This is a genomic window from Anaerostipes sp. CAG:276, assembly GCF_000432215.1.
Classification (GTDB): domain Bacteria; phylum Bacillota; class Clostridia; order Lachnospirales; family Lachnospiraceae; genus Anaerostipes; species Anaerostipes caccae.
The window spans coordinates 64,665-91,051 of sequence record NZ_FR889199.1 but is presented as its reverse complement, the minus strand read 5'-3'; the positions used below and the strand labels follow the sequence as shown (position 1 = coordinate 91,051).

At 46.6% G+C, this 26,387-nt stretch carries 29 protein-coding genes; 27 read left to right on the top strand and 2 right to left on the bottom strand.

Annotated features, from left to right (window positions below; all coding sequences use genetic code 11):
- The first annotated feature begins 60 nt into the window (after nt 1-60).
- The 14 genes from metF (at nt 61) to QVP35_RS12110 (ending at nt 12,406) form a co-directional block, all read left to right on the top strand.
- On the top strand, nt 61-957 hold the full coding sequence (metF, locus tag QVP35_RS12175) for a methylenetetrahydrofolate reductase [NAD(P)H] (RefSeq protein ID WP_006567472.1): 897 nt from the start codon (nt 61-63) through the stop codon (nt 955-957).
- Complete coding sequence (locus QVP35_RS12170; RefSeq protein WP_022261198.1) at nt 950-1,576, top strand: vitamin B12 dependent methionine synthase activation domain protein; 627 nt, start codon at nt 950-952, stop codon at nt 1,574-1,576. The genes metF and QVP35_RS12170 overlap by 8 nt, the downstream gene beginning before the upstream one ends.
- Nucleotides 1,567-3,921: a homocysteine S-methyltransferase family protein gene (locus QVP35_RS12165; RefSeq protein ID WP_009289266.1), complete on the top strand. Its 2,355-nt coding sequence runs from the start codon at nt 1,567-1,569 to the stop codon at nt 3,919-3,921. The genes QVP35_RS12170 and QVP35_RS12165 overlap by 10 nt, the downstream gene beginning before the upstream one ends.
- Nucleotides 3,921-4,646, top strand: coding sequence for an AzlC family ABC transporter permease (locus QVP35_RS12160; protein ID WP_006567469.1), 726 nt, complete (start codon nt 3,921-3,923; stop codon nt 4,644-4,646). Before QVP35_RS12165 ends, QVP35_RS12160 begins: the two co-directional genes overlap by 1 nt.
- Nucleotides 4,643-4,957 (top strand): branched-chain amino acid transporter permease, encoded by a 315-nt coding sequence (locus QVP35_RS12155; RefSeq protein WP_009289264.1) that lies wholly within the window; start codon nt 4,643-4,645, stop codon nt 4,955-4,957. The genes QVP35_RS12160 and QVP35_RS12155 overlap by 4 nt, the downstream gene beginning before the upstream one ends.
- A gap of 153 nt (nt 4,958-5,110) precedes the next feature.
- Nucleotides 5,111-5,980 carry a class II fructose-1,6-bisphosphate aldolase gene (gene fba, locus QVP35_RS12150; protein WP_006567467.1) on the top strand — a complete coding sequence of 290 codons (870 nt, stop codon included), beginning with the start codon at nt 5,111-5,113 and terminating at the stop codon, nt 5,978-5,980.
- A gap of 335 nt (nt 5,981-6,315) precedes the next feature.
- Nucleotides 6,316-6,765 carry a GGDEF domain-containing protein gene (locus QVP35_RS12145; RefSeq protein ID WP_287629951.1) on the top strand — a complete coding sequence of 150 codons (450 nt, stop codon included), beginning with the start codon at nt 6,316-6,318 and terminating at the stop codon, nt 6,763-6,765.
- Nucleotides 6,766-6,853: 88 nt separating this feature from the next.
- Nucleotides 6,854-7,552 carry a TrmB family transcriptional regulator gene (locus QVP35_RS12140; protein WP_009289261.1) on the top strand — a complete coding sequence of 233 codons (699 nt, stop codon included), beginning with the start codon at nt 6,854-6,856 and terminating at the stop codon, nt 7,550-7,552.
- Nucleotide 7,553: 1 nt separating this feature from the next.
- A complete protein-coding gene (locus QVP35_RS12135) occupies nt 7,554-8,804 on the top strand; it encodes a diaminopimelate decarboxylase (RefSeq protein ID WP_009289260.1) in 1,251 nt (416 codons plus the stop codon).
- A gap of 162 nt (nt 8,805-8,966) precedes the next feature.
- Nucleotides 8,967-9,998, top strand: a complete 1,032-nt coding sequence (locus tag QVP35_RS12130) for a hypothetical protein (RefSeq protein ID WP_022261197.1) — start codon at nt 8,967-8,969, stop codon at nt 9,996-9,998.
- A 22-nt stretch (nt 9,999-10,020) separates the two neighbouring features.
- On the top strand, nt 10,021-10,239 hold the full coding sequence (locus QVP35_RS12125) for a hypothetical protein (protein WP_022261196.1): 219 nt from the start codon (nt 10,021-10,023) through the stop codon (nt 10,237-10,239).
- Nucleotides 10,240-10,276: 37 nt separating this feature from the next.
- Complete coding sequence (locus QVP35_RS12120; RefSeq protein WP_022261195.1) at nt 10,277-10,474, top strand: hypothetical protein; 198 nt, start codon at nt 10,277-10,279, stop codon at nt 10,472-10,474.
- Nucleotides 10,475-10,937: 463 nt separating this feature from the next.
- The gene (locus tag QVP35_RS12115; protein ID WP_147342244.1) at nt 10,938-11,396 is read left to right on the top strand and encodes a hypothetical protein; all 459 of its coding nucleotides are present in this window, start codon (nt 10,938-10,940) and stop codon (nt 11,394-11,396) included.
- A gap of 110 nt (nt 11,397-11,506) precedes the next feature.
- Nucleotides 11,507-12,406, top strand: coding sequence for an AraC family transcriptional regulator (locus QVP35_RS12110; RefSeq protein ID WP_009289257.1), 900 nt, complete (start codon nt 11,507-11,509; stop codon nt 12,404-12,406).
- On the opposite strand, the gene deoC is transcribed toward QVP35_RS12110, so the two are convergent.
- Nucleotides 12,367-13,080, bottom strand: coding sequence for a deoxyribose-phosphate aldolase (deoC, locus tag QVP35_RS12105; RefSeq protein WP_006567459.1), 714 nt, complete (start codon nt 13,078-13,080; stop codon nt 12,367-12,369). The two genes, QVP35_RS12110 and deoC, sit on opposite strands and share 40 nt — an antisense overlap.
- A 232-nt stretch (nt 13,081-13,312) precedes the next feature.
- Between deoC and QVP35_RS12100 the strand changes: the two genes are divergently transcribed.
- The 11 genes from QVP35_RS12100 to QVP35_RS12050 all read left to right on the top strand — a co-directional run bounded on the left by QVP35_RS12100 (nt 13,313) and on the right by QVP35_RS12050 (nt 23,380).
- Nucleotides 13,313-15,244: a BglG family transcription antiterminator gene (locus QVP35_RS12100; RefSeq protein WP_022261194.1), complete on the top strand. Its 1,932-nt coding sequence runs from the start codon at nt 13,313-13,315 to the stop codon at nt 15,242-15,244.
- Complete coding sequence (locus QVP35_RS12095) at nt 15,241-15,657, top strand: PTS sugar transporter subunit IIA (RefSeq protein ID WP_006567457.1); 417 nt, start codon at nt 15,241-15,243, stop codon at nt 15,655-15,657. The genes QVP35_RS12100 and QVP35_RS12095 overlap by 4 nt, the downstream gene beginning before the upstream one ends.
- Nucleotides 15,654-15,926 carry a PTS sugar transporter subunit IIB gene (locus tag QVP35_RS12090; protein WP_006567456.1) on the top strand — a complete coding sequence of 91 codons (273 nt, stop codon included), beginning with the start codon at nt 15,654-15,656 and terminating at the stop codon, nt 15,924-15,926. The genes QVP35_RS12095 and QVP35_RS12090 overlap by 4 nt, the downstream gene beginning before the upstream one ends.
- A 19-nt stretch (nt 15,927-15,945) precedes the next feature.
- Nucleotides 15,946-17,355: a PTS ascorbate transporter subunit IIC gene (locus QVP35_RS12085; protein ID WP_006567455.1), complete on the top strand. Its 1,410-nt coding sequence runs from the start codon at nt 15,946-15,948 to the stop codon at nt 17,353-17,355.
- Between the two features lie 131 nt (nt 17,356-17,486).
- Nucleotides 17,487-19,097 carry a PTS system mannose/fructose/sorbose family transporter subunit IID gene (locus QVP35_RS12080; protein ID WP_006567454.1) on the top strand — a complete coding sequence of 537 codons (1,611 nt, stop codon included), beginning with the start codon at nt 17,487-17,489 and terminating at the stop codon, nt 19,095-19,097.
- 16 nt (nt 19,098-19,113) lie between these two features.
- Nucleotides 19,114-19,521, top strand: coding sequence for a PTS sugar transporter subunit IIA (locus tag QVP35_RS12075; RefSeq protein ID WP_006567453.1), 408 nt, complete (start codon nt 19,114-19,116; stop codon nt 19,519-19,521).
- A gap of 2 nt (nt 19,522-19,523) precedes the next feature.
- Nucleotides 19,524-20,573, top strand: a complete 1,050-nt coding sequence (locus tag QVP35_RS12070; RefSeq protein WP_009289254.1) for a galactitol-1-phosphate 5-dehydrogenase — start codon at nt 19,524-19,526, stop codon at nt 20,571-20,573.
- A gap of 18 nt (nt 20,574-20,591) precedes the next feature.
- Nucleotides 20,592-21,266, top strand: coding sequence for a D-allulose 6-phosphate 3-epimerase (gene alsE / locus QVP35_RS12065; RefSeq protein ID WP_006567451.1), 675 nt, complete (start codon nt 20,592-20,594; stop codon nt 21,264-21,266).
- A gap of 13 nt (nt 21,267-21,279) precedes the next feature.
- Nucleotides 21,280-21,840 carry a 6-phospho-3-hexuloisomerase gene (gene hxlB, locus QVP35_RS12060; protein WP_006567450.1) on the top strand — a complete coding sequence of 187 codons (561 nt, stop codon included), beginning with the start codon at nt 21,280-21,282 and terminating at the stop codon, nt 21,838-21,840.
- Between the two features lie 12 nt (nt 21,841-21,852).
- On the top strand, nt 21,853-22,323 hold the full coding sequence (locus QVP35_RS12055) for a PTS sugar transporter subunit IIB (protein WP_006567449.1): 471 nt from the start codon (nt 21,853-21,855) through the stop codon (nt 22,321-22,323).
- Between the two features lie 16 nt (nt 22,324-22,339).
- Nucleotides 22,340-23,380 (top strand): galactitol-1-phosphate 5-dehydrogenase, encoded by a 1,041-nt coding sequence (locus QVP35_RS12050; protein WP_022261193.1) that lies wholly within the window; start codon nt 22,340-22,342, stop codon nt 23,378-23,380.
- A gap of 63 nt (nt 23,381-23,443) precedes the next feature.
- Here QVP35_RS12050 and QVP35_RS12045 read toward each other — a convergent pair whose 3' ends face one another.
- Nucleotides 23,444-24,244, bottom strand: a complete 801-nt coding sequence (locus tag QVP35_RS12045; protein ID WP_006567447.1) for an ElyC/SanA/YdcF family protein — start codon at nt 24,242-24,244, stop codon at nt 23,444-23,446.
- A 546-nt stretch (nt 24,245-24,790) separates the two neighbouring features.
- Here QVP35_RS12045 and sdaAB point away from each other — a divergent pair.
- Together sdaAB and sdaAA are read left to right on the top strand one after the other, a co-directional pair.
- Nucleotides 24,791-25,453, top strand: coding sequence for an L-serine ammonia-lyase, iron-sulfur-dependent subunit beta (gene sdaAB / locus QVP35_RS12040; protein WP_006567445.1), 663 nt, complete (start codon nt 24,791-24,793; stop codon nt 25,451-25,453).
- An 11-nt stretch (nt 25,454-25,464) separates the two neighbouring features.
- Complete coding sequence (gene sdaAA / locus QVP35_RS12035) at nt 25,465-26,355, top strand: L-serine ammonia-lyase, iron-sulfur-dependent, subunit alpha (protein ID WP_006567444.1); 891 nt, start codon at nt 25,465-25,467, stop codon at nt 26,353-26,355.
- Nucleotides 26,356-26,387 lie beyond the last annotated feature (32 nt).

The window sequence follows — 26,387 nt, the reverse complement described above, 5'->3', positions numbered from 1 at the left end:
CAGAGAAAATCGAACATGATAAAATTGCTTTAATGTATTACAGGAATAAAGGAGAAGCAGATGAAGATATCAGAATTACTAAAGGAAAAGGCCACCATTTCATTTGAAGTATTCCCGCCCAAGAACAAAGAAGGGGATATTTCTTCCATTTACTATACCATTGAGGAACTGGCAAAACTGGACCCGGATTTTATCAGTGTTACATACGGAGCCGGCGGATCTTCCAAGGGAAAGACCGTGGAGATCGCATCGGCCATTAAAAATAAGTATCAGATCGAGTCCGTAGCTCATCTAAGCTGCATTACATCCACAAAAGAAGATATTCTCACGGAATGCAGGGCATTAAAGGAGCACAATGTCGATAATATTCTGTCACTGAGGGGAGACTATCCTGCGGGAGAAGAAGAAAAATACCGGGGAATGGATCTGGAGTTTCACTATGCCAGCGAACTGAACGGATTTATCAGAGAAAATTTCGGGGATTCCTTCTGCCTTTCCGGGGCATGTTATCCCGAAGTCCATCAGGAGGCAGACTGTTTCCGGGATGATTTAGAAGCACTGAAAAAGAAGGTGGATGCGGGGGCAGAATACCTGATCACCCAGATTTTCTTTGACAACAGCTATTACTACCGGCTGGTAAAAGAAGCGAGAAAAATAGGCATTGATGTTCCGATTCTTGCAGGGATCATGCCGGTGACAAATGCAAAATCTCTTCTGCGCACGGCCAAATTGTGCGGCTGCTCCATTCCGTTCCAGCTTTCCACGATGATCGAGACATATTATAATTATCCTGAGGCTATGAAAGAGATCGGGATTAACTATGCTGCCCACCAGATCATAGACCTGATCACAAACGGGGTGGACGGAATTCATATCTATACGATGAATAAGCCGGAGATCGCGCAGAGGATCTTTGGAAATATTCCGACCGTGTTAAAAGAGCTGAATCATGATTAAAGAAAATACACTGAAATACTTAGGGCATTCGGGGCAGCAGATCACGGATGAGATGGAAAGCCTGCTGGATGATTGTATCCGGGAGGTGAAACAGGCTTCCCAGCCCAAGGTTATCTCACGCAGATTTGAGCTGTCAGGGGAAACGCCCTATATAAAAGAACTGGGAGTTCATCTCCCCGGGGATCAGATACAGGAGGCTTTCTTGCAGTGCAGCCACTGCCTTTTTATCGGAGCGACCCTCGGGGTCACCCTGGAGCGAAAGGTAAAGTACTACGAAAAAAGCAATATGACAAAAGCAGCCGTTATGGATGCGGCGGGAAGCGCTTATCTGGAAGCTTACTGCGATGAGTATGAAGAAGGGCTGGGGTATCCAAACAGATCATACCGACTCTGTCCGGGCTATGGTGATATTCCGCTGTCCTTCAACAGGGAGATCGCAAGAGTGCTCGATGTTGGGAAAACTCTTGGGGTCACACTTACGCCGGATCATCTGATGATACCTCAGAAATCCATGCTGGGTCTCATAGGTATCGGCACGCCTGAGAGGAAAAAACAGTGCGGACAGTGTGTAATGAAAGAAGACTGTGCATTTAGAAAGAGAGGCCAGAGATGTTACTAGACAGAATCGGAAAAGACTTACTCATATTTGACGGGGCCATGGGGACCCAGCTTCAGGAGGCAGGACTCCGCGCCGGAGATATCCCCGAAGAATTAAATATTGACAGACCGGAGCTGATCGTATCGATTCATGAAAAATATCTTGGGGCAGGAGCAGACTTTATCACGACCAACACATTCGGATGCAATGAACTGAAAATGCAGGAGTCAAAATACGAATACCGGGATATGCTGCGCGCCGCGGTTTCCAATGCAAATGAGGCAAGAAAAAATGCAGGGCGTGAACAGGATGCCTATATCGTACTCGACATCGGTCCCATCGGACAGCTTTTAGAACCCATGGGTACCCTTACGTTCGATGAAGCCTATGACATCATCCTTTCACAGGTGGAAACGGTGAAACATGATGTGGATGCGGTGCTGTTTGAGACGATGAGCGATCTGTATGAGGTGAAAGCCGGTATCCTGGCAGTAAAAGAAAACACATCTCTGCCGGTGTTTGTGACTATGACATTTGAACAGAACGGGCGGACTCTGTCCGGAAATGATCCGGTCACCTTTGTAAATACAGTGCAGGGTCTGGGAGCGGATATGCTGGGCGTCAACTGTTCTTTAGGACCGGCAGAGCTGGGGCCGATCATTGAAGAAATTTTAAGCGTATCTTCTGTGCCTGTGATGATTCAGCCAAATGCAGGACTTCCATGCCTGGAACACGGGGAGACCCATTATCATGTGACCAGCGATGAATATGCTGAGCTTATGCAGGGATATTTGAAAGACGGCATCTCCGCCGCAGGAGGGTGCTGCGGAACGACTCCGGAATTTATCCGGAAGTTAAAAGCCGCGGCTCCGAAAAAAGCGGCACCGAGAAAGATTGAAAAAAAGACGAGGGTGTCCAGCCAGACAAAAACCGTTACATTCGGAGACCGGGTCATCGTCTGCGGGGAACGGCTTAATCCAACCGGAAAGAAGAAACTGAAGCTGGCCCTGAAAGAAGAACGGTATGATGAGCTCGTATCGGAGGCAATCAAACAGGATGAGGCGGGAGCCGATGTGCTGGATGTAAATGTGGGTCTGCCGGGTATCGATGAACCGGAGACGATGAAACATGTGGTAAAACTCCTCCAGGAAGTGATCACCCTGCCGCTTCAGATCGACAGTTCCAATGCCCGGGCCATTGAGCTGGCATGCCGGTATTACAACGGAAAGCCGCTGATCAACTCTGTCAACGGAAAAGACGAAGTCATGGAAGCCATTTTTCCAATCGTGAAAAAATATGGGGGCGTTGTAATCGGTCTGACGTTAGATGAGGGAATTCCTCTGAAAGCAGAAGAGAGATTTGAAATCGCACAAAAAATCATTGCGAAGGCGGCGGAATACGGCATTGGGAAAGAAGACATTATCATCGACTGTCTGACCCTGACGGCTTCTGCACAGCAAAAGGAAGTAAAGGAAACGCTAAAAGCGATAGAGATGGTAAAGAAGCTGGGAGTGCATACTGTTTTGGGCGTCTCCAACGTCTCCTTCGGCCTTCCGAACCGTCCGCTCTTAAACCGGACATTTCTCGCACTTGCCATGCAGGCCGGGCTGGATCTGCCGATCATTAATCCTCTGGATAAGGAGCTTATGGGCACCATCGATGCGTTTCATGTCTTGTTTTATAAAGATATCGACAGTGAAAGCTACATCAGGAATCAGTCAAATGCGGCAGAGACGAAAGCAGCAGTTCAGACAGAGTTCTCTCTCCACGACATCATTCTCCACGGACTGAAGGATGAAGTGGAGGCAAAGACGAGAGAAGAACTGGAAAAGAAAGAACCGCTGGTACTGATCAATGAGGTGATTATTCCGGCTCTTAATGTGGTTGGAAAAGACTATGAGACGGGGAAGATCTTTCTCCCTCAGCTGATCCAGTCGGCAGAGACGACAAAAAAAGCCTTTGAGGTTGTGAAGCAGTGTTTCACCGCAGATGCAGGCGAGGAAAAAGGACCGGTGGTGATGGCCACTGTGGAGGGTGATATCCATGATATCGGGAAAAACATCGTCAAAGTCGTCCTGGAAAGCTATGGATACCGGATTATCGACCTCGGCAAAGATGTGAAGATAGAAAAGGTAGCAGAGGCATGGAAGAAGTATCAGCCGAAGGCAATCGGCCTGAGCGCACTGATGACGACTACGGTCATATCGATGGAAAAAACCATTCAAAGACTCCGGGAGGAGGACTGCAGCTGTCCGATCTGGGTAGGAGGAGCGGTGCTCACAGAAGATATTGCAAATAGTATCGGAGCCGACTACTATGCGGAGGATGCCATGGCATCTGTGGCCCTCCTGGAAAAGCTTATTTAATGCCTGGAGGGTTAGAAACAGTGAGAAATACGAAAGAACATTTCAAATATGCAGTTACAAAATCCATACCGGTTTTCTTTGGATATATATTTCTGGGAATTGCGTTCGGCATCCTTATGTCAAAGGCAGGATACGGGCCGTTCTGGACACTGGCTGCAAGCCTGTTCATATATGCCGGTTCTATGCAGTTTGTCTTAGTGTCTTTTCTCGCAGCAGGAGCGCCATTGGGCCTTGTGGCACTCACAACACTGTTTATCAACGGCAGGCATATGTTTTACGGTCTCTCCTTCGTGGAGCGTTTCAGGAAAATGGGCAGATATTACCCTTATATGGTATTCTCTCTGACAGATGAGACGTATTCGGTCCTCTGCTCTATTCCGGATGAGAAAACAGAGGCGGAACCCAGGATCATGTTCTGGATCTCAGCTTTGGATCAGGCTTATTGGGCAGCTGGTTCTCTGATCGGGGCACTGGCAGGAGGTCTGCTTCCATTTGATTTTAAGGGCATCGAGTTCTCCATGACAGCACTGTTTCTGGTGATTTTTCTGGACCAGTGGAAAAATTCCAAAAAACACGGCGCAGCGGCAGCAGGACTTGCTGTTTCCGTTTTCTTCTTGATTCTGTTGGGACCGGACCGGTTTTTACTGCCCTCACTGCTGATACTTGCGGCAGTCATGTGCCTTGGCTTTATAAGAGAGGAGCAAAAGGGGGAATGTAAGGAATGATGAAGGCGGTTTCTATTATGGCAGTGGTAGCATTTGTCACACTTTTTACGAGAGTACTTCCGTTTGTATTATTTGGAGGAAAGAAAGGCATGCCTAAAATGATCGGCTATCTGGGAAAGGTACTTCCGGCGGCTATCATCGCGGCACTTGTGGTGTATTGTTTTAAAGAACTGACAATTCAGCCTGCTCTTCAGAAACTGTGGAGCCTGGCGGCAGGGGCGGCAGTCATTCTGCTTCACCTTTGGAAGAGGAACACCCTGCTCAGCATTGCAGGCGGAACAGTGCTGTATATGCTGCTCGTACGGATATAAGAGCAGGAACGGCTGGAATAAATGCAGTAAGTTTTCCCTGTTAGTCCCGGCTTTTTTGGGAACCCTGTGACTTGCGCAACTTGGCCAAATAGGATATAATAAGTTTGATGTGAAAAAAATAACAATTCATTAAAGAATTATGGAGGATTTATCATGTTAGTATCAGCAAAAGAGATGTTGAATAAGGCAAAAGCCGGACACTACGCTGTAGGACAGTTTAACATCAATAATCTGGAGTGGACAAAGGCAATCTTATTGGCAGCAGAAGAGACAAGATCACCGGTGATCTTAGGTGTTTCTGAAGGTGCCGGAAAATATATGACAGGATACAAGACAGTGGTTGGAATGGTAAACGGAATGTTAGAAGGATTAAACATTTCTGTACCGGTTGCCCTTCACTTAGACCATGGTTCTTATGAAGGATGCAATGCTTGTATCGAAGCAGGTTTTTCTTCTGTTATGTTCGACGGATCACACTACCCGATCGAAGAGAATATTGAAAAAACCAAGGAATTGGTTCAGGTAACAAGAGGAAAAGGAATGTCCATCGAAGCTGAAGTAGGTTCCATCGGCGGAGAAGAAGACGGAGTCATCGGAAAAGGTGAATGTGCAGATCCTGAAGAGTGTAAGGCAGTCGCTGACTTAGGTGTTACGATGCTTGCAGCGGGAATCGGAAACATCCACGGAAAATATCCTGAAAACTGGGAAGGATTAAGCTTCGAGACACTGGATGCGATCCAGAAGCTGACAGGAGACATGCCGTTAGTACTGCACGGCGGTACAGGAATCCCTGATGACATGATCAAAAAAGCAATCACTCTCGGAGTCGCAAAGATCAACGTAAACACAGAGTGCCAGATTGCATTTGCCGAGGCTACACGCGGATACATTGAAGCAGGCAAAGACAGAGAAGGAAAAGGATTTGACCCGCGTAAATTACTTGCTCCTGGTACAGATGCGATCAAAGACATGGTGATCACAAAGATCAAGTTATTCGGATCTGAGGGAAAAGCAGACGAGTAAAATAATATATGAAGGAAAGCGCATCTCCAGATGGGATGCGCTTTTTGTGTGAAAAATTTTAAATGAAAGTTTCCGGCAGTATTCTTTGTCTCATGGATCAGAGAGAAGCTGGTAAGAGCACTGAAGTTCATGGAAGACAGAACAAAGAATATTTTCCTGATTTTCAGTTTCAGCTGGTTTTTAACTATGGTATTGTTTAATGTACAATTTACTTATCCCCAAAACCGTATTCTGAAAGTCATATGTCTGCTTGTGATGGCGCTGAATGTCACCTTGAATTTTATTATTATATATTATCTGGTAATAAATTATAAAAATATAAATGATTAAAAGAGATCGCCTATATGGACAGCCTGACAGGATTAAAAAACCGCAACAGCCTGTTCCATGACGCGCAGGAATTGATCCGGAAGAATCAGAGATTTTATTTGATTTTTATCGATCTGGACTGCTTTAAACAGGTGAACGATCTGTACGGGCATCTGGCCGGAGATGAGTATCTCTGTGTGTTTGCCGGGAAGACAGAAAAGTTTTTGAAAAATCAGGGTATGCTGTACCGTATGTCGGGCGATGAGTTTATCTGTCTGTTTATGGAAAAAGACCCGGAAGAATTTTTAGAAAAGCTTTCACACCTCAGCTTCAGTGTGACTGACTGTTATATACCGTTTAAGGGATGCAGCGCAGGGAGCGCTGTGTTTCCGGATGACTGTCTGTCGCTGGACAAGCCGATTTCTTTGGCGGATAAAAAGATGTACCGTAAGAAAAATAAGAAGCACAGCTGCTGAATGATCATTTTTTTTAATAACGTTTATTGACAAAAAAATGTCGCCGTATTATAGTATTCCTATAAAGGAACACGAATGGAGGCGCAGAATGGAAAATGTTGAATGTCTGATGAATTTCGGGCTCACCAGGCAGGAAGCGAATCTCTATGTTCTTCTGGTCTTGGAGGGAGAACTGAATGGATATGAGGCAGCGAAAAAAAGCGGCATCTCCAGGTCCAACACCTACAATGCGCTGGCAGGACTTGTGGAAAAAGGGGCCGCCTATATGTCCGAGGAAGACACTGTGAAATATCAGGCAGTGCCTGTGGAGGAGTTCTGTGACAATAAGATCCGGGACTTGAAAAAAAGCAAAAAAGAGCTTGCTGCAAAACTTCCGAAACAGAGGATTAATAAGGGGGCATATCTGACCATCAAAGGGGAAAGACAGATCCTTGACAAGTTTACGAATATGCTGAGGGAGACAAAAGAACGGGTCTATGTGTCTGCTTCCAACGAAAAGCTGAACATGTTCCGGGAGTATTTTACCGATTTAGCCGGCCGCGGCATCAAAGTAGTGATCATTACCAATGAGCCTTTTGAGCTTAAAGGGGCCATCATCTATCTGACGGAGCATAAGAAAGAACAGATCCGCCTGATCACAGACTCTACCTATGTGCTCACGGGCGATCTTGTGGACCGGTATAATGCAGCCTGTCTGTATTCCAGCAATCATAACCTGGCAGAGGTATTCAAAGACGCTCTCGCCAATGAGATAAAACTATTAGAAATCAAGAAAGGGAATCAATAAAATGGCAAAAAAACCGTTTGTAACAAAAGAGCAATTAGATGACATCGTAAAGAAGTATCCGACTCCGTTTCATTTATATGATGAAAAAGGAATCCGGGAGACTGCACGGAATTTAAATAAGGCATTTTCCTGGAACAAAGGATTTAAAGAATATTTTGCTGTGAAAGCGACACCGAATCCTACGATCTTAAAGATTTTAAAGGAAGAGGGATGCGGAACCGACTGTTCTTCACTGACAGAACTTATGATGTCTGACCGCTGCGGATTTGATGGAAGTGAGATCATGTTTTCTTCCAACGACACACCGGCTGAAGAATTTGTGCTTGCGAAAAAACTGGGAGCCACGATCAATCTGGATGACATCACACATATTGACTTTCTGAAAGAAGCAGCGGGAATCCCGGAAGTCATTTCCTGCCGGTACAATCCGGGCGGTGTGTTCTCTCTCGGAACAGATATCATGGATAACCCCGGAGACGCTAAGTACGGCATGACGAGGGCTCAGATGACAGAGGCGTTTTTAAAACTGAAAGAACTGGGTGTCAAAGAATTCGGAATTCATTCTTTCCTGGCCAGCAACACAGTGACTAATGAGTATTATCCGACCCTTGCAAAACAGCTGTTTGAACTGGCAGTGGAACTCCAGAAAGAGACCGGTGTGCACATCGGATTTATCAATCTCTCAGGCGGCGTTGGTGTCCCTTATCTTCCGGATCAGGAGGGCAATGACATTGCAGTGATCGGTGAAGGGGTACACAAGGCTTTTGATGAAGTACTTGTCCCTGCGGGTATGGGAGATGTGAAGATCTTTACGGAACTGGGCCGCTATATGCTGGCGCCGAACGGTCATCTGGTGACAAAGGCGATCCATGAAAAGCACACCCACAAAGAATATATCGGCGTGGATGCCTGTGCGGTCAACCTGATGCGTCCGGCGATGTACGGAGCTTACCACCATATTACTGTGGTGGGAAAAGAAAATGAGCCGTGTGACCACATGTATGACATCACCGGATCTCTCTGTGAAAATAACGATAAATTCGCCATCGACAGAAAGCTTCCCGAGATTGAGAACGGAGACCTGCTGGTGATCCATGATACCGGAGCACATGGTTTTGCCATGGGATATAACTACAACGGAAAATTAAAATCAGCGGAGATTTTATTGAAAGAGGACGGAAGCACGGAGATGATCAGAAGGGCTGAGACGCCGGAAGATTATTTTGCTACGATTGAAGGGTTTAACTTCTAAAGAATACGATAATGAAAGAAGGCAGGTTCTGTATGCAGACAGGATCTGTCTTTTTATGTGGCGTAATTTTTTGAAATAGTTTGCGGCAAAATAGTCTTATGATATAATGATAGTTTTGATTATTAAATTAGTTAATAATGACTGCCGTTGGAGGATTGCAAGATGCAGAAATTTATGAAGGAGATAGAAGTAATAACATTATTATCGCTGATGTTTTTGTTGACGGGCTGTCAGAAACATGAGTCTTTACAAACGAATCCGGAAGATCAGCTTGCGATCTCTATTATGACAACCAGGAACGGACAAAAGGCAGGTACATTTGAGAGTGATATTTATCTGTTTGACATAAAAACTGCGAAAACAAAAAAGATAGCGACAGTTCCGTATACCTCTCAATATCCGCTTTCTGTATATGATCCTCAGAAAAAGCTGCTCTATTATTCATCCAGGTTAAAAGGGACACATGAGGATGAAGTCTTTGTATATGACTGCAGGACAAAGGAAACAAGGCAGCTGACCGACTGGTGTGATGTCCTGAATTATATGTTTATCAAAGAAGATAAGCTGTATCTTGCTGCAATGGATACGAAAAAAACAATCATTACATCATACTGGTGTGACAGAGAGACAGGAAAGCCAACAGATTTAACATGGGATCACGATCTCTTTGTGGATTACGTGACATACAATCCTTTGACAAAGGGTTTGTACTGTAATCTTTATTCCGACAGAGAATCATATAAAAGGCTTAATGAACCTGAAAATGGGATCAGACAAAGATTCTATCAAATCAAACCGGATGGATCTTTCAGACTGATCACAGAAGAGAAAAGGAAGATCATCGGTTCTCTTGTGGCAAACAGCCGAAAGATGCTCTACATAAGGAAAAATACAAGCGTGCCCAATGTTCCCGAAATGAAAGGCTTAAAAGAACAGATCATAGAAGTGGTATCCTATGATTTTCAGTCAAAAAAGAAAACGGTTTTATCAGAGAAAGATAAATCATTGTGCCAGATGGGTTTTATCTACCTGGATAAGAAGGGAACGACTCTCTATGGGCTGAAAAAGGGGCAGGGACTGGGAGATCCCGATAAACTGGTATCCTATGACCTGAAAACTCACAAAGAAAAAATTTTGTTTCGATATCCCGGAACAGAAGGTGCCATCAACAATGCATGTGTTGTAAAAAAATAAAAGGCTTGCAGGAGGTGTATAAATGTTAAAGAGAAAATTGTTGTGGTGTTTAGTAATCTCCTGTTTTCTGCTGCTGATGTTTGGCACCGGCAGTAAGGCAAAGGGACGAGAACAAATAATAGAATCAACCGAGATACCTGAACCAATGCAGCCGGGCAGTGAGATTGTGTTTGTAGACAGCAGTCATTATAAAAATTTTAAAAGGGGGACTTCCGCACAAAAAACTGAGAGAAGAAGATAAAAATCTTTCAAAAAACTCGGAGTTAGAAGAAGGACTTGTGATCAGAGAAGAATATCCGGTTCCAAAAAAGGGGGTAAAAGTAACCTATGCAGATGACGGATACATTAATCGGATTTTATATCATGGAGAGGACTACGAAGTTTCCGATCATGTAGAAATAAACAATGTTGATATAGGAGAGATATTTTCAAAATGGACTGCTCCTGTTCTTTTGTTTTTCTTTGAGAAGGTATAGTCATCGGCCGTTATTCACTCTGTCAGAGCCGTTAATCACTGGAAAAGCATTTACATCATAAAAACCTCCTGTTATATTTGCGTCATAAAAGAAACCGGATGAAAAGCAAAGACAGGAGGTTTTTATGGGTACATATTGAAGATTTGCATTTAAAGATGGAGTTTATATTAATAAAAATGCAGGGCGGGAATTTGATGAGGGAATCAAAGATTTGTTTCCGGATGTGTCGGCAGTGTGTCATAATTTTAGCTTTTCTCAGATAGAGAAAACAATTTTTTATACACTGTCAAACTTTTCTGATAATCCAGAAGCCGCAGCAGCGAATCTGCATAACCTTTCTCTTGCAGTTGCACATTTAGATCAAAACTCGGAAGCCTATCTAAATTCAATAGAATTGATAAAAATTATTGCAGTTAACCTTGAGCCTCAAAGTCCGGAACAGGCGGAGAGCCTATGTGACTGTTTGAATAAGCTTCTGTATATCTTAAACAGTGCTCCTGAAAATCTCAGGTATGGAAACAGCAGGTGGAATTCTTCCATCGGAGAGGAGTTTGACCCGCAGTTCTGGTGTTATGTGAATAATGAGGGTAATCTTTTTTCTTCAGATACCGGAATACAGGATTCAGAGGATATTCAATTACCGGATGATCCCATAGAAGAAGGATTTTATCTCTATGATGAGGAAGAAGGATCGGTATTAGATTATATTATTGAGCAAGTAAAACCTGAGTCCCAGATCAGTATTTATACTGCATTAAATGAACTGTATGATAAACCGTTTATTTATTCTTCTTCTAATCTGGGAGCAGAGTTTTATCCGTCAACGCATTCTAAGATCAAGCCATCTGACAAGCCGATCTATCACTGGGGAGTGACAAAACGTGATTCCCAAGGGACAGAATGGGGATGGAAAAAGCTGTAATCTATGAATTAAAAATTTGGTGATGCGGAACTGATTGACAATGCGGGACTCCATGTGTAAGATTAACTCGTTACAGAGAAAGAAGTATTTTTGTAAAAAGAGAGGTCATCATGGGTCATATCCCTGTCTACGGAATGGAACATACATTTTTGGATGAAAAAACCGGGCTCCTGTATCGGAATTCCCGGTTTCGGCAGACGGCGTCCATCCATACCCACACCTTTTATGAATTTTTTATCGTCGCAGAAGGAAGTGCCCTGCACCTTGTCAATGATTCCATCCAGACGATCACACAGGGGGATCTTGTCTTTATACGGCCGAAAGATACCCACAGCTATCAGTTCTACTATTCGGATGACTTCCGTATTATAAATATCGGATTCAGTGAACAGCTGCTGCAGAATATACGGTTATTTCTGGATCACACGGCCATGCTCCGGACGCTGACGGAGTCGGAGCTGCCGCCGTGTGTCCGCTTAGATAAATCCGGCAGGGAGGAAATCAGTGTGCGGTTTGAGGAGATCGGCGCCCTCATGGACACACCAAAGATCCAAAAGACCGTATTTTATGCCAAATGCTGTCTTGCAGACGTATTCACAAGGTATTTCTTTTCCTATGACACGGAGGAGATTCCCACAGTCAGCAGCCCCTCCTGGTTTCAGCCCATGCTGAACGAAATGCAGAAATTCGATAATCTGAGGATTGGGTTTCCGAAAATGATCGAACTGTCCTCATGTTCTTCCAATCATCTGTGCAGGGTCTTTAAGTCTGTTATGTCCGTGACTCCAACCGAGTATATCAACAGTAAGCGTCTGGAATATTCGGTTTATCTTCTCACACAGACCTCCAAAGAGATCATAGAGATCAGTATGCTGTGCGGCTTTTCTTCGCTTAGTCATTTTTATCATCTGTTTAAGAAGAAATACCAGTCTCCGCCGTCCAGGTTCCGGAAGATGAATGGAAATTACATTCAGGATTCCAGTCCTAAAACAACAGGAACGGATTTGTAGCCGACACCCATTCTGTCGATTCCCATATCGATCAGCTGTAAGAAATGTTCTCTCGTGCGGATGCATCCGCTTCCCTTGATCTTACACTTCTCACCTACTTCGTCCATCATGAGCTGTATGACATCCGGCGCCGCTCCCCGCAGTTCATATCCGGTGAGGAAACCTGTACTTGTCTTCACAAAATCTGCACCTGCCTCCATACAGCAGCGGCAGGTTTTTTTGATCTGTTCTTCTGTGAGAGCATCAGTCTCAAAGATCACTTTTAATTCCTTGCCGTATTTGTGTGCAGTATCGGCACAGGCTTTCAGGTCCGCAGTGACCTTTTCATATTCTCCTGAGCGGATCAGGCCAAAGTTTGCCACAACATCGATCTCCGTCACGGTATCGTATCCGGCTGCGATCTCGACCTGTGCGGTTTTGGATTCGGTAGAGCTGGTTCCGAAAGGAAAATCCGTGACCGGACAGAGGCCCGTTTCAGTGCCTTCCACATACGGGGTACAAAGCTCAATATAACCCGGATTGATGCAGATGGTGGCACATCCTAATTTCACTCCGTCTTTTGTCAGTTCTATGATCTGTTCTTCTGTAAACTCCGGTTTCAGAACGGAATAGTCGATATAAGAAGCCAGTTCTTTTACTGTCATTTCTTCAGCCTTTTTTGATATCTTTTTCATAGTATACCTCCTGTATTTTCATTGTTTATCACTGTAATTGCAATATATCATCATTTCAGCTGCATTTCTTGTCTTATAAAATCATTATTTTGTACTATATTGATATGAAGAGGCGGTTTCTCGTTTTGGAACATCTTAAGAACTTCTGCATATGTGGAAAGCTTTTGGCATAGCTTTCAGGCTTTCAAATGTGCTACAATTTTGATAAACCCCAGTAGAAGGAGAGAGGACATTGTTGACGGAAAGACAGTTGCAATTAGTAAAATACCTGCAGGAATGTGATGGTTATACGACGGCGGGAAAACTGGCAGAGGTGTTTCATGTCAGCAGCAGATCGATCCGCAACGATCTGGATGCAGTCCAATATTATTTGAAAGAACTGCCGGTGGAAATCGAACGCACACCAAGACTCGGTGTCCGTCTCATTGTCAAAAAGGGATTCGATATCACAAGCCTTTATTCCAGCAATGAGATCAAAGTCCATTCCAGGGAAGAGAGAGTTATCATTATTACTGTTCTGCTGATGATCTCAGAGAAAGTGACCATCGAGCAGCTGGCTGAGAAGCTTCAGGTCAGCAAGAATACGGTTGTACAGGATTTGAGGCCGGCGGAAGAATTTTTAAAGAAGCATGAGGTACGGCTCATAAAAAAGTCCTATTACGGCATGTCCCTGAAAGGCGAGGAAGAACAAATACGGAATACACTGTTTAATTTATATATAAAGACGGCCAGCGAAGGCTCCCTGAACATACTGCACATTTTGAAAGATCATGCAGAAGTGGACCCGGAAGCAGGAAGGAACATGATCCGGAGAGTGGAGGCGGCCATGGGCATCCGGTTTGCGGATGAATCCATCGGGGAACTGGAAAGCATGATTCTTGCATCACTGTGCCGAATCCGGTGCGGGTTTCATGTCAGGGGCCGCACTTTGGACGACGCGGACGGCGTTTGCAGAGAAGCGATTCTTTCAGGCCTCCCCGGTTTTCAGGTGACAAAAGGGGATCTGAGCTATTTTGTCATGCTGTTCCAGAGCACGAAGCGGATGGACGGGGAGAGTCTTGAAAATTGGGATGAGGACGGCAGGGTGATGCAGGCTACAGAGCAGCTGATCCGGAAGTTTTGCAGTGATTTAAAGATCAGCAGTGAGATTGACCCGGAGATTCAAAGACAGATCATGATGCATTTAAAAGTGGCGGTGTTCCGGCTGAAAAATAAAATAAAGATCAAGAATCCCCTGATGGAGGATATCAAGTACTCCCATTCCTTTATGTATGAGCTGACGGAACGGCTGCTTAAAGGGCAGGAAGAAATGCTGGGCGTGGTATTTCCCGACGCTGAGATTGCCTATACGACCATGTATTTTGAAGTGCTGTTTCAGGAAAACTTCAGCCTGAATCTGTCACCGGAGGTCGTGCTTGTCTGCGGGGGAGGCACGGCGACAGCAGTGCTTTTAAAACAGCGGATTTCAGAATACTTTCCGGAACTTCGGGTCAGAAAAATCTGCAGGGTCAGTGATGTGGAGGAGGAAACTGAAAGAAACCGGCCCGACTTTATCATCAGCACAGTTCCGCTGAGTCTTAGAAATCAGCAGGTCATTCACGTAAATCCGCTCTTGAATTCTCCGGATATCGACCGGGTGAAAAATATTATTTCCGTCCTCGCATACAACAGAAAGAACCAGTATCTGGTTCACAGAATCCACCAGACGATGCAGAGGGGCATCGGGGACCTTTTAAAAGAAGAATACTGCCGGTTTGATGCAGAAACAGATGACTGGAAGGAGGCCATTGCCATGGCCTGTGAGCCGCTGATCAAAAATGGACTTGTGAAGCCGGAGTATGTGGAAGAGATGATCCACATTGTGCAGAATCTGGGGAACTATATGGTGTTTATTCCGGAGATTGCTTTCGTTCACGGGAGGAAAGACAATGTTCGGGAAAACTGCATCAGCCTGATGAAGCTAAAACATCCCATTGATTTTGGGAGCAAGGCAAAGGTAGATGTGAAAGTCATCATTGTCCTCGGAAATATTACCGAGAACGAGAATCTGGCAGATTTGGTCCGGATTCTGGCGTGGGAGAACAACATGGAAAGAATTAAGCATATCAGTTCTTATGAGGAACTTCTTTCTCTTAGATCTGAAGAGGGAGGCGGCAGCCTATGATCTGTGCCGAAATCTTGGAGGAAGTCAGTGAATATACACAGGCTATCAGAAAAAGCTGTGAGATACTCGAGCGGTATGGGATGGTGACCGGGGAATATTACCGGGGGATCATTGACAATATCGGAGAATACGGTGGATATTTCTATCTGGGAGAAGGGGTATGCATGCCCCATGCGAAACCGGAGACGGGTGTTTTGTCCACGGGACTGTGCATCATAAAACTAAACACACCGGTGGATTTTGAAGGAAAAAAAGTGCGCATATTTTTTACGCTGGCGGCCAGGGATGAGGCGGCTCATTTTGTGCTGATGAAGCAGATAGCGGAAATCTGTTCGAAAAAGCAGAGCCTGAAAAAGATGCTGGAATGCAGAAGCAGTGAGGAGATGCTTATGATGATGGAGGAAGAACAATGAAAAGAATCATGACAGTCTGCGGCACCGGCCTCGGATCAAGCTTCCTGGTGGAAATGAATATACAGAAGATCCTGAGAGAGCTCGGGAGAGAGCAGGAGTTTGAGACATGCCATTCCTCAGTATATGAAATGAGTGCCATGGACGCAGACTATTTTATCGTTGCAAACGATTTAAAGGACAGTATTCCGCCTGTGGAACATCTGATCGTACTGGAATCCCTGATTGACGAAGAGGAATTGAGAGAGAAACTGACAACGTTCTTGTCTTAAAGATAAAAGAGGGATATATATGTTAAAAATGCTGAGAGACCTGGTACTGGAACCGTCCATCGTGGTCGGAGGCATCGTCTTTTTAGGCTTGGTGCTGCAGAGAAAGAGCCTGGAGACCACGGTAAAGGGGACTCTTAAATCGGTCATAGGGTTTATGGTCATCCGGATCGGGGGAAATATCATCACAGAGAGTGTGGAACCTTTCGGAAGGATGTTTCAGTACGGATTTCACGTATCCGGCGTGATCCTGAGTGTGGAAGGAGCCGCGGGAATTGCAGTGGGCAGGTTTGGGATGGAGATTTCCGTCGTCATGCTGCTTGGGATGGCGGTCAATCTGATTTTGGCCAGGATCACCAGATTCCGCTATGTGTTCGTGACCGGCCATCAGACGTTATTCATGGCAGGCATGATCGTCGTATGCATGAAAGGCGCGGGAATCAGCGGATGGATCTTTTATGCCATCGGGGCCCTGGCTCTTGGGATTCTGATGGTATTTTCTCCTGCCATTCTGCAGAAATATACGAGGCAGATCTGTAAAAATGACTCGGTGGCTTTGGGACATTTCGGCGGGAGTGCTTACTTTCTGGCTGCATGGCTGGGAGGAATCTACGGAGAAAACTCTAAGTCCACGGAGGAAATGCGTCTTCCGAAAAAACTTGCATTTTTGCGGGATTCTTCTGTTACCGTTTCCATTACGATGATTGTCATGTATGTGGTGGTTGCTCTTGCCTGCGGCAGTGAATTTGTAGAACAGAATCTGTCAGAAGGAAAAGATTATCTGGTCTATGCCATCGTCCAGGGGCTGACCTTTGCCGTGGGATTTACTGTGGTCATCACAGGAGTGCGCTGGTTTATCAATGAGATCGTGCCCGCAGTGAAGGGGATTGCGGATAACTGGATTCCCAATGCCAAACCGGCAGTGGACAGCCCCGTCGTCTTTCCGTATGCGCCCAATGCCCTGATCGTGGGGTTTATCTCGTCATTTTTGGGAGGGCTTCTTTCTCTCGGTATCATGATCGCATGTAATCTCACCGTGATTCTTCCGGGAGTTGTTCCGCATTTTTTCTGCGGAGCCACGGCAGGAGTCTATGGAAATTCTACGGGAGGAAGAAGGGGAGCTATTCTGGGCGGCTTCCTGAACGGAGTGCTGATTTCGTTTCTTCCGGTGATTTTTCTGCCGTACTTGGGGGAACTGGCAAACGCCTCTGTCACATTTCCGGATGCGGATATGGGATTTGCGGGAGCATTTCTGGGAGACTGGCTGAACCGGATCGGAAGCTACGGGACTCTGACCATTCTGATCGGCATTGTGATCATCATGATCCTGATCCCGGAAATGATGGATGACATGGAAGAAAACCAGGACGAATGGTTTTCATTTGACACCGATGAGATCTTAAAAGAATCAAAAATGGCGAATAAGAAATAACAGGGGAAAGCGGGGATCTGCGCCGGGGCAGATCCCCGCTTTCCGCATTTCAGGAAATTAATTGGTATGGCGGCAGTTTTCTTATGCCGGTAGACTATACATATCAGATAACAGAAAAGGAGGAAAGTATTATGTTAATTTCAGCAATCTTAGTCGCGCTGATCGCCATTGGAAGCCAGTGGTGGTTCAGCCACGCAATCACCCGTACATGGCTGTATCCGATCTGGGCAGGTTTCCTTGTGGCGGTAGCTATGGGAGAACCGGTCCTTGGCATGAAGGCCGCAGCCTATATCCAGCTTACATACCTTGGATGGATCACAGCCGGAGGAACCATGCCGGGCAACCTGATGGTAGCCGGAGTGTTCGGAACGGCGCTGACCATCATTTCCGGGGCATCTCCGAACCTGGCGCCGACCTTTGCGGTGCCGTTCAGTCTGCTGGGAATCCTGATCAACCAGGCCTATATGACTATCAACAGTTTTTGGGTACATAAGGCAGACCAGTACTTGGAGAAAGGCAACATCCGCGGATTAAGGCTTATGAACTACCTGCCGTCCGGAATCACTGCCACAGTCCTCTACGGAATTCCGGCATTTGCCCTCGTATATTTCGGAGGAGATTTTGCAACCAACGCCTTAAAGGCAATACCGGAGCCGATGATCGCAGCGTTAAATGTGGTTGGGGCACTGATGCCGGCACTTGGAATCGCAATGTTGTTAAGCTTTCTCGGCAAAAAGAAAATCGTGGCATTTTTCTTTATCGGTTACTTCCTGACCATCTACGCGAAAGTTGATACCATGGCGGTGACTGTATTTGCAGCGGCTGTAGCAGTCCTGATCTATCTCTTTACAGGAAAATCAGAACAGGCCGCTGAGGCGGAACAAATCGAAACAGCTTCTCCTGAGGAGGCCGATGTGCAGACCGGCGGCAAAAAACTTTTGAAAAAAGATCTGGTCAAACATTTTCTTCTCGGATACTCCAGCGAGACCTGTTATAACTATGAGCGTCTCCAGGCACTGGGTACAACCAATGCCATGGTACCGATCGTGAGAAGGCTCTATGAGACAAAAGAACAGCAGGCAAAAGCATTAAAGAAGTATATGGTATTTTTCAACACGGAGCCTTCATGGATTGGAACTGTGATTCATGGAGTCGCCGCATCTATGGAAGAACAGTCTGCCAACGGAGCGGACATTGACGCGGAAGACATCAATGCGGTTCGTACAGGATTAATGGGACCGATGGCGGGAATCGGGGACACAGTTTCCCAGGGTATCGCTTATCCGATCTTAGCCGGAATCGCCTGCAGCCTGGCATTGGCCGGAAATGTAGCCGGACCGATCCTGTTTGAGGTTGCGTACAAAGTTCTGATGATCGGTATGGGATATGCCATGTATATGATGGGATATAAACAGGGAAAAAGTGCCATCGTAAAAATCTTAAGTGCAGGAACTTTAAACAGAATCACCGAAGCATTCAGTATCGTGGGACTGATGGTTGTCGGAAATATGGCGGCTACAAGGGTTAATATCAAGACTCCGATCGCATTTAAAGTCGGGGAAGTAGGAATCAATCTTCAAAATATCTTAAATTCTCTGCTTCCTGGAATGCTGCCTTTGATCGCGACGCTGCTCGTGTGGAAGCTTCTGAGCAAGAAGGTGAAGCCGACCTATATCATCGTTATTATCTTTGTGGTAGGTGTTATCACATCCCTGATCGGCCTGCTGGCTGTGGCATCATAAGACGGAGGAATGAGACATGGTTGGAGTTTTATTAATCAGTCACGGACTGCTCTGCCAGGGACTTGCTGACAGCGTCTCCATGGTAGCAGGAAACATAGAGCAGTCAGAATGTATATCTCTGAAACCGGGCCAGGACCCCGGGGAGTTTAAGGAAAAGGTAAGACAGGCAGTGGAAGAGCTGGACACCGGCATGGGAGTCCTTGTGCTGACGGATCTTTTAGGAGGGACACCGTTTAACAGCATTGCCATGCTGTGCCAGGAATATCCGGCAGCGGTCATCACCGGAGCCAATATGGCTATGGGGATCGCCGCGGCGCTTCAGAGGGAGGAGGACACGACACTCTCAGAACTTGCGGAGATCTGTGAACAGGCGGGACATGACGGTATAAAGAGGCTCGACATTCAGGAGAAAGGAACGGCGTGAAGATGAAAGCAGTGAGACTAAACAAAATCGGAGATTTCCGGATGGAAGAAGTGCCCCTTCCGGAGGTAAAGGGAGAAGAACTTCTCGTGAAGGTGGAGGCCTGCGGGATCTGCGGATCCGATCTTCCCAGAGTATTTGAGCTGGGAGCACATGTTCACCCTATTACCATAGGACATGAGTTCGCGGGGACGATCGTAAAAGCAGCAAGGGAAGAGGACCAGGAACTGGTGGGGAAGACGGCAGCCGTCTTCCCGCTCATCCCATGCGGAGAGTGTGAATTTTGTAAAACCGGGCACTACGCCCAGTGTTCGAATTATAACTACCTGGGGTCCAGGTGTGACGGCGGTTTTGCGGAGTACTGTGTCATCCCTTCCCGTTGGAATCTGGTATTTTCAGAAAATCCGGAAGTGACAAAGGAAGAACTGAGTCTGGTGGAACCGGCCACAGTGGCACAGCATGCGGTGAGAAGATCAGGGATCAAAGCCGGGCAGACCATTGCCATTTTTGGCGCAGGACCCATAGGAATCATGGCGGCCCGCTGGGCAGAAATTTTCGGCGCCGGGAAAGTGGTCTTGTTTGACATCAGCGAAGAAAAAATTGCATTTGCAAAAGAGCGGGGACTGACGATTTTAAATTCCATGGAAGAAGATCCAAAAGACGGCCTCCTGAGAGTGATGGGAACGGATCATGTGGATGCAGTCATCGAGGGAACCGGAACTTCCGCAGCACTTAATCAGGCGGTGGAAATCGTAAGAACCTTCGGACGGATCGCCATGCTCGGAAATCCCCACAGGGACACTTCCTTAAAACTTGCAAATCACAGCAGCATTCTGAGAAAAGAAGTCGATATCGCGGGAGTATGGAATTCTTATTACGCACAGATGCCTCTCAATGAATGGCAGTATACGGCGGATATGATCGATGCGGGCAGGCTTAAAGTGAATGATCTGATCACCCATACGTCCGATCTGGAACATTTGAGTGAGCTGTTTGAGCAGATTTATCAGAAAGAAATCACGATCTGCAAGGCAATTTACAGCTCTAAGGCTTGAGAGAAAGGAGACGATTTTATGAAAGAGAAGTTTGCCGTCTCCCTGATGTGTATGGATTTTCTGAAAGTCGGGGAACAGCTTAACATATTAAATGACTGGGTGGGAATGTACCATGTGGACATCATGGACGGTCATTACTGTAAAAACATCACCCTGTCACCGGACCTGGTGAAAAGTTTTAAAAAGGTCTCCAAACTTCCGCTGGATGTACATCTGATGACGACAAATCCGGAAGACTGGATTGACCCGGTGGCAGAGGCAGGTGCGGATATCATATCACTGCATGCTGAGACCATCAACGGTCAGGCATTCCGCCTGTACAACAGGATTGAGGAACTGGGATTAAAAGCAGGGCTTGTTTTAAACCCGGCAACTCCCCTGTCTGAGGCCGCCCATTACCTGAACCGGATCGACCTGCTGACTATCATGACCGTGGATGTGGGTTTTGCCGGGCAGCCGTTTATCGAAGAAATGCTCGATAAGATCCGGGAGGCAAAGCGGATAAGGGAAGAAAAGGGATACCACTACCAGATACAGATCGACGGGTCCTGTAAAGCTTCAACATTTAAAAAACTCACCGAGGCAGGTGCGGACATTTTAATCCTCGGAAGCTCCGGGCTGTTCGGGCTGGACAAAGACCTGAAAACAGCCTGTGCGAAAATGACGGAAAGTTATAAAGCAGCGCTGGGGTGACAGGGAGGTTAACGTGGAATATAAAGATTTTAAAGAATTGATTATGGGAGAACTGGACCAGTCACTGGCGGCGGTAGACGGACAGGAGGTCCGGGCGCTGACGGAGATGGTGCTTCATTCGGAAAAGATATTTGTCACAGGCGTCGGGAGAGTCTTTATGATGATGGAGGCTTTTGCTAAAAGGCTGAATCATCTGGGTATCGATGCATTTTGTGTGGGAGATGTGAATGAGCCCGCGATCACCGAGAAAGACGTGTTAATTGCCGGTTCCGGCTCAGGGGAGAGTCTGATTCCCCTGGGGCTTGTGAAAAAGGCAAAACAGTTCGGTGCGTCGGTGATCCATATCGGTTCCAATGCGGATAGCTCCATGGCTCCCTATGAGGATCTGTTCGTGAGGATTCCGTGCAGGACAAAGCTTGCCCTGCCGGACGAGATCGAGTCCGCACAGATCATGAGCAGCCTGTTTGAGCAGAGTCTTCTTCTGCTCTTGGATGCGGCGGCGCTGATGATTATGCAGGAAAAGGAAATTGACGACGTGGATTCTCTGTGGGAGAAGCACGCAAACCTGGAATAGGAGGAAACAAAAATGGAACAATTATTGCTTGCGAGGGTAGACGACCGGCTGATCCACGGACAGGTGATGACCGCGTGGATGAAGCTTCTGCCTGCAAAAGAAATATTGATTGCAGATGATAAAGTGGCAAAAGACCCATTTATGACACAGGTGCTGACTATGGCGGCTCCGGCCGGGGTAAAGGTGAAAGTTTACTCCGTAGAAGAGGCGGCAAAAGCGCTGAAAGACGGCCTGAAAGTCCCGTCCATTATGCTGGCAAAAACACCGCTTACCTATGAAAAAATTGTAGACCTGGGAGCTCACATCCCTGCAATTAACATCGGAGGCATGGGGATCAGCGGCGAACGAAAGACTTTGTATAAAAATATCGCAGCCGACCCTCAGGAACGGGATGCGATCAGAAAATTTCTGGATCAGGGAATCCAGGTGAAGATCCAGGTAATACCTGCCGACAAGGTTGTGGATGTTGCCGGGCTCTTATAGAATGGGGGATACATTAATGAAAGCGATGAGACTTCATGAGATAGGGAAATTTACATTGGACGAAGTGGAAGTTCCAGAGCCGCAGGGACGGGAGATTCTCGTGAAAGTGGACGCCTGCGGGATCTGCGGCTCCGACATTCCGAGAGTCTATGAGCTGGGAACAAAGGTTTATCCGGTAACCCTCGGACATGAATACGTGGGCACGGTTGTGAGTGTCGGAAACGATGAGGATCAGGAACTGATTGGTAAAACCGGGGCTGTCTATCCGGTAGTTCCGTGTATGGAATGTCCCAGCTGCCGGATCGGCCAGTATGCTCAGTGTGAGAGCTACAAAAACCTGGGTTCCAGAACAGACGGCGGCTTTGCCGAGTACTGTCTGCTTCCATCTCGGAAACACCTTGTATTTCCTGAAAATACAGGGGTTTCCCCAGAACAGCTGGCACTTGTGGAGCCTGCCTGTGTGGCTCTCCATGCGATCCGCAAGGGGGAGATCAAAGGCGGGGATACGGCAGTGATTTTCGGGGCAGGCCCCATCGGGATCCTGACGGCCCGCTGGTGCGGAATGTTCGGCATTCGGGCCGTATTGGTGGAGATCAGTGAGGAAAAAACAGAGTTTGCCAGGGAAAAAGGGCTGGAAGTCATAAGTCCTGCAGACGGAGAGATACCGGAACAGATCCGGACGATGACCGGAGGACATATGGCGGATGCGGTCATCGAAGGGACTGGAAGTTCTCCGGCATGGAATCAGGCCGTGGAATGTTTAAAGCCTTTTGGTATGCTGGTGCTCCTTGGAAATCCTCATCAGGACACGGTGCTCAAACTTGACAGCCACAGCCAGATACTGAGAAAAGAATTACGGCTTACCGGAGTCTGGAACAATTATTATAATGACCTTCCGTTTAACGAATGGCAGTACACTGCGGACAGGATCGCCGATCAAAGTCTGAAAGTAGACGACCTGATCACCCACAGTGCAGATCTTGAACACTTGAAGGAATTGTTTGACCAGATATATAACAGAGAAATCACTATATGCAAGGCTGTCTGCCGGCCTTAATAAGAAAAGTCTGTATCATGCCCTGAGCGATGAAGGGAGAGATACAGACTTTTTTCAGATGCTTTATATTTTAGGGGATGCATATTTGGGGTTGGCTGTCCGTATATTTTCAGAATAGATATCCTTTAATTCTACAAAGGCGTTTTGGACCGTGTCAGGGATGTCTACTTCTGCGATATAGTTACAGCCTTTTGGTCCATATCCATTTGTATCGTTGGACAATCGGGGGATTTCTCCCATAAGGAGTGTTATGTACTGTTCCATGCTCCACATTCCCCATAGAGATTTGTCGCAAAATTCCAGCTTTTCATTCTCTACGATAACTTTATTGCGGTATGCGGCAAAATTAACGGCGGTGATGTCTGGTGTATGTTTGGCAAAACCTGCCCACATCCGGCGCTGCATTGCGGCATCCTGCATAAGGATTACATTTTTTGTTTCAACGCGGCTGTTTTTAAGAACTTCCAGTGCGTTCGTGATATTATTGCCGCAGTTTGTGGAGGTCCGTTCGATCAGAATATTCTGAATTCCATATTTTTGTGAAATATATTCCTCCATGATGTCGGCTTCCATTCTTCCGTTCGTCTCAATTTCAGGGCATTGATCGTGAATGTTTTGGCGCAGAAACTCTGTCGTATGTCCTTCTCCGCCGACGATCATCAGTCTGCGGGCAGCACCATTCAAATAGCCTGCTGCGGCCGTGTCACAGCCCGCTGGAATACTCCCGCCGAATAAAATGAGAACATCCGCTTTTTCAAATCCATATTTTTCTTTCAGTGCGTTTTGCCTCAGTTCCTCAATGTCTCTTACTCCGCAGAAGTCGGCAAGGATATTTATATTTTCAGCTGTTTTTTTCAAATCCATTTGGTATCATCTCCGGTTTTTGATTTCAATTTCAGATTATAAAGTCTTTCTTCTTTTATTCTACACGAGAGACTCAATTCGTCCAGCATATTTTACTGTGTTCAAAGCCGAATGATTCATAAAATCGGAAAAACGAAACATACTGATGAAAAGTAAAAAACAGACAATGGAGAAAAACTCATGACATTTTCCACATGATTTCCGTTCGGCTCTTAGAATGCCTCACTCCAATCATGTGGAAAATGGACGTAATGTCTGTTGGAGAAGGGCCTCTGTCAAAAAAGGTGCCACTTTTCGAAAGTTATTTACCACTATTGGAGGAGCGCATTTCAAAAGCGCGACGGAAATAGTGGTAAATAACTTATGACATTTTCTACATGATTTCCGTTCGGCTCTTAGAATGCCTCACTCCAATCATGTGGAAAATGGACGTAATAACTGCTGGAGCAGGCTGCTTAAAGACAAAAGGCACCATCTGCGATAGTTTTTCTCCATTGTCGGAAGGAAGCCTTTCCAGAGTTGACTGGAGATAATGGAGAAAAACTTATGAATTTATATGATATTATGGGGCCGGTTATGGTAGGCCCGTCCAGTTCCCATACGGCAGGAGCTGTCAGAATCGGCTTGATTTCGAGAAAGCTTTTGGGCGAGCAGGTCCAGAAAGCTGAGATCTTATTTCACGGTTCCTTTTTGGCCACAGGTACCGGACACGGCACAGACCGGGCAGTCATCGCGGGACTTTTGGGAATGGCACAGGATGACCTGAGGATTCCGAAAAGTTTTGAGCTGGCCAGGAAACAGGGAATGGAGTGGACATTTGGGAGAGCATATCTGAAAGATGTTCATCCAAACAGTGTAAAGCTGCGCCTGACAGGGGAAAGCGGAAGAAACCTTGAAATTGTGGCCAGCTCTCCCGGGGGCGGAAGAGTGGAGATCTGTCAGATGGATGGCCTTTCCACGACTTTTTCCGGGGATATCCCTGTACTGATCGTTCACAACGAAGACAGCCCCGGACATGTGGCCGCTGCTGCCTCTCTGCTTGCGGATGCAGGAATAAATATTGCGTCCATGCGGCTTTCCAGGGACCAGAGAAACGGCAGTGCGGTCATGGTGCTGGAGTGTGACCAGGAGATACCGGAAGAAACGGTGAGAATGATTGAGAACATGAAAGGAATTCAAAAAGCCGCCAGTCTGGCGGGTATGGATTGAGGTGAAGAAATATGGGCTTTGAATCAATGGCAGATATGGAAAAGGCAGCAGCCGCGGGGAAGATTCCTCTTTGGAAAGCGGTCATGGAGGAAGATATGAAAGAGCGCAGTGTTTCCATGAAAGAGACAATGGATAAGATGAGGGAGCGCTATCAAGCCATGAAACAGGCGGATACAGACTATGAGGAAAATTTAAAATCTTTCAGCGGCCTGTCCGGCGGTGACGGAGCAAACATGCAACGTTTGGTCCGGGAAGGAGAAGCCGTTTCCGGCGGCTTCATGGGGATGGTCGTCACAAGAGCATTGAAGATGGGAGAATCCAACGCCTGCATGAAACGGATCGTAGCCGCACCCACGGCAGGAGCCTGCGGCGTGGTGCCGGCAGTCTTTCTGACATATGAACAGTTTTATGGGATACCGGAGAGAACGATGACCGAGGGGCTGTTCATGGCCGCCGGGACCGGTCAGGTCATAGCCCGCAGAGCCAGTATCTCCGGTGCACAGGGAGGCTGTCAGGCGGAGGTCGGGACTGCGTCTGCGATGTGTGCGGCGGCACTGACCTCCATCCGGGGAGGGAGTAATGAACAGATTTTATCGGCAGGAGCATTTGCCATGAAGAGTCTGCTTGGACTGGTCTGTGATCCTCTGGGAGGACTGGTGGAAATACCGTGTATCAGAAGAAATGTAACGGGAGCCGTCAGCGCAGTGGCCTGTTCAGATATGGCGATGGCCGGAATTCTTACGAGAGTGCCCTTTGACGAGGTAATTGATGCCATGGGAGAAATCGGGGAAATGATGCCTGGAGGACTCAAAGAGACAAGTCAGGCGGGACTTGCCGTCACAGAGACTGGGAAAAGGGTCGCTCTCGATCTGGCCAAGAGGAATCAGACGCCCCAATGTTAAAAAAACCCGGCCTGTAAATGATAAGGCCGGGT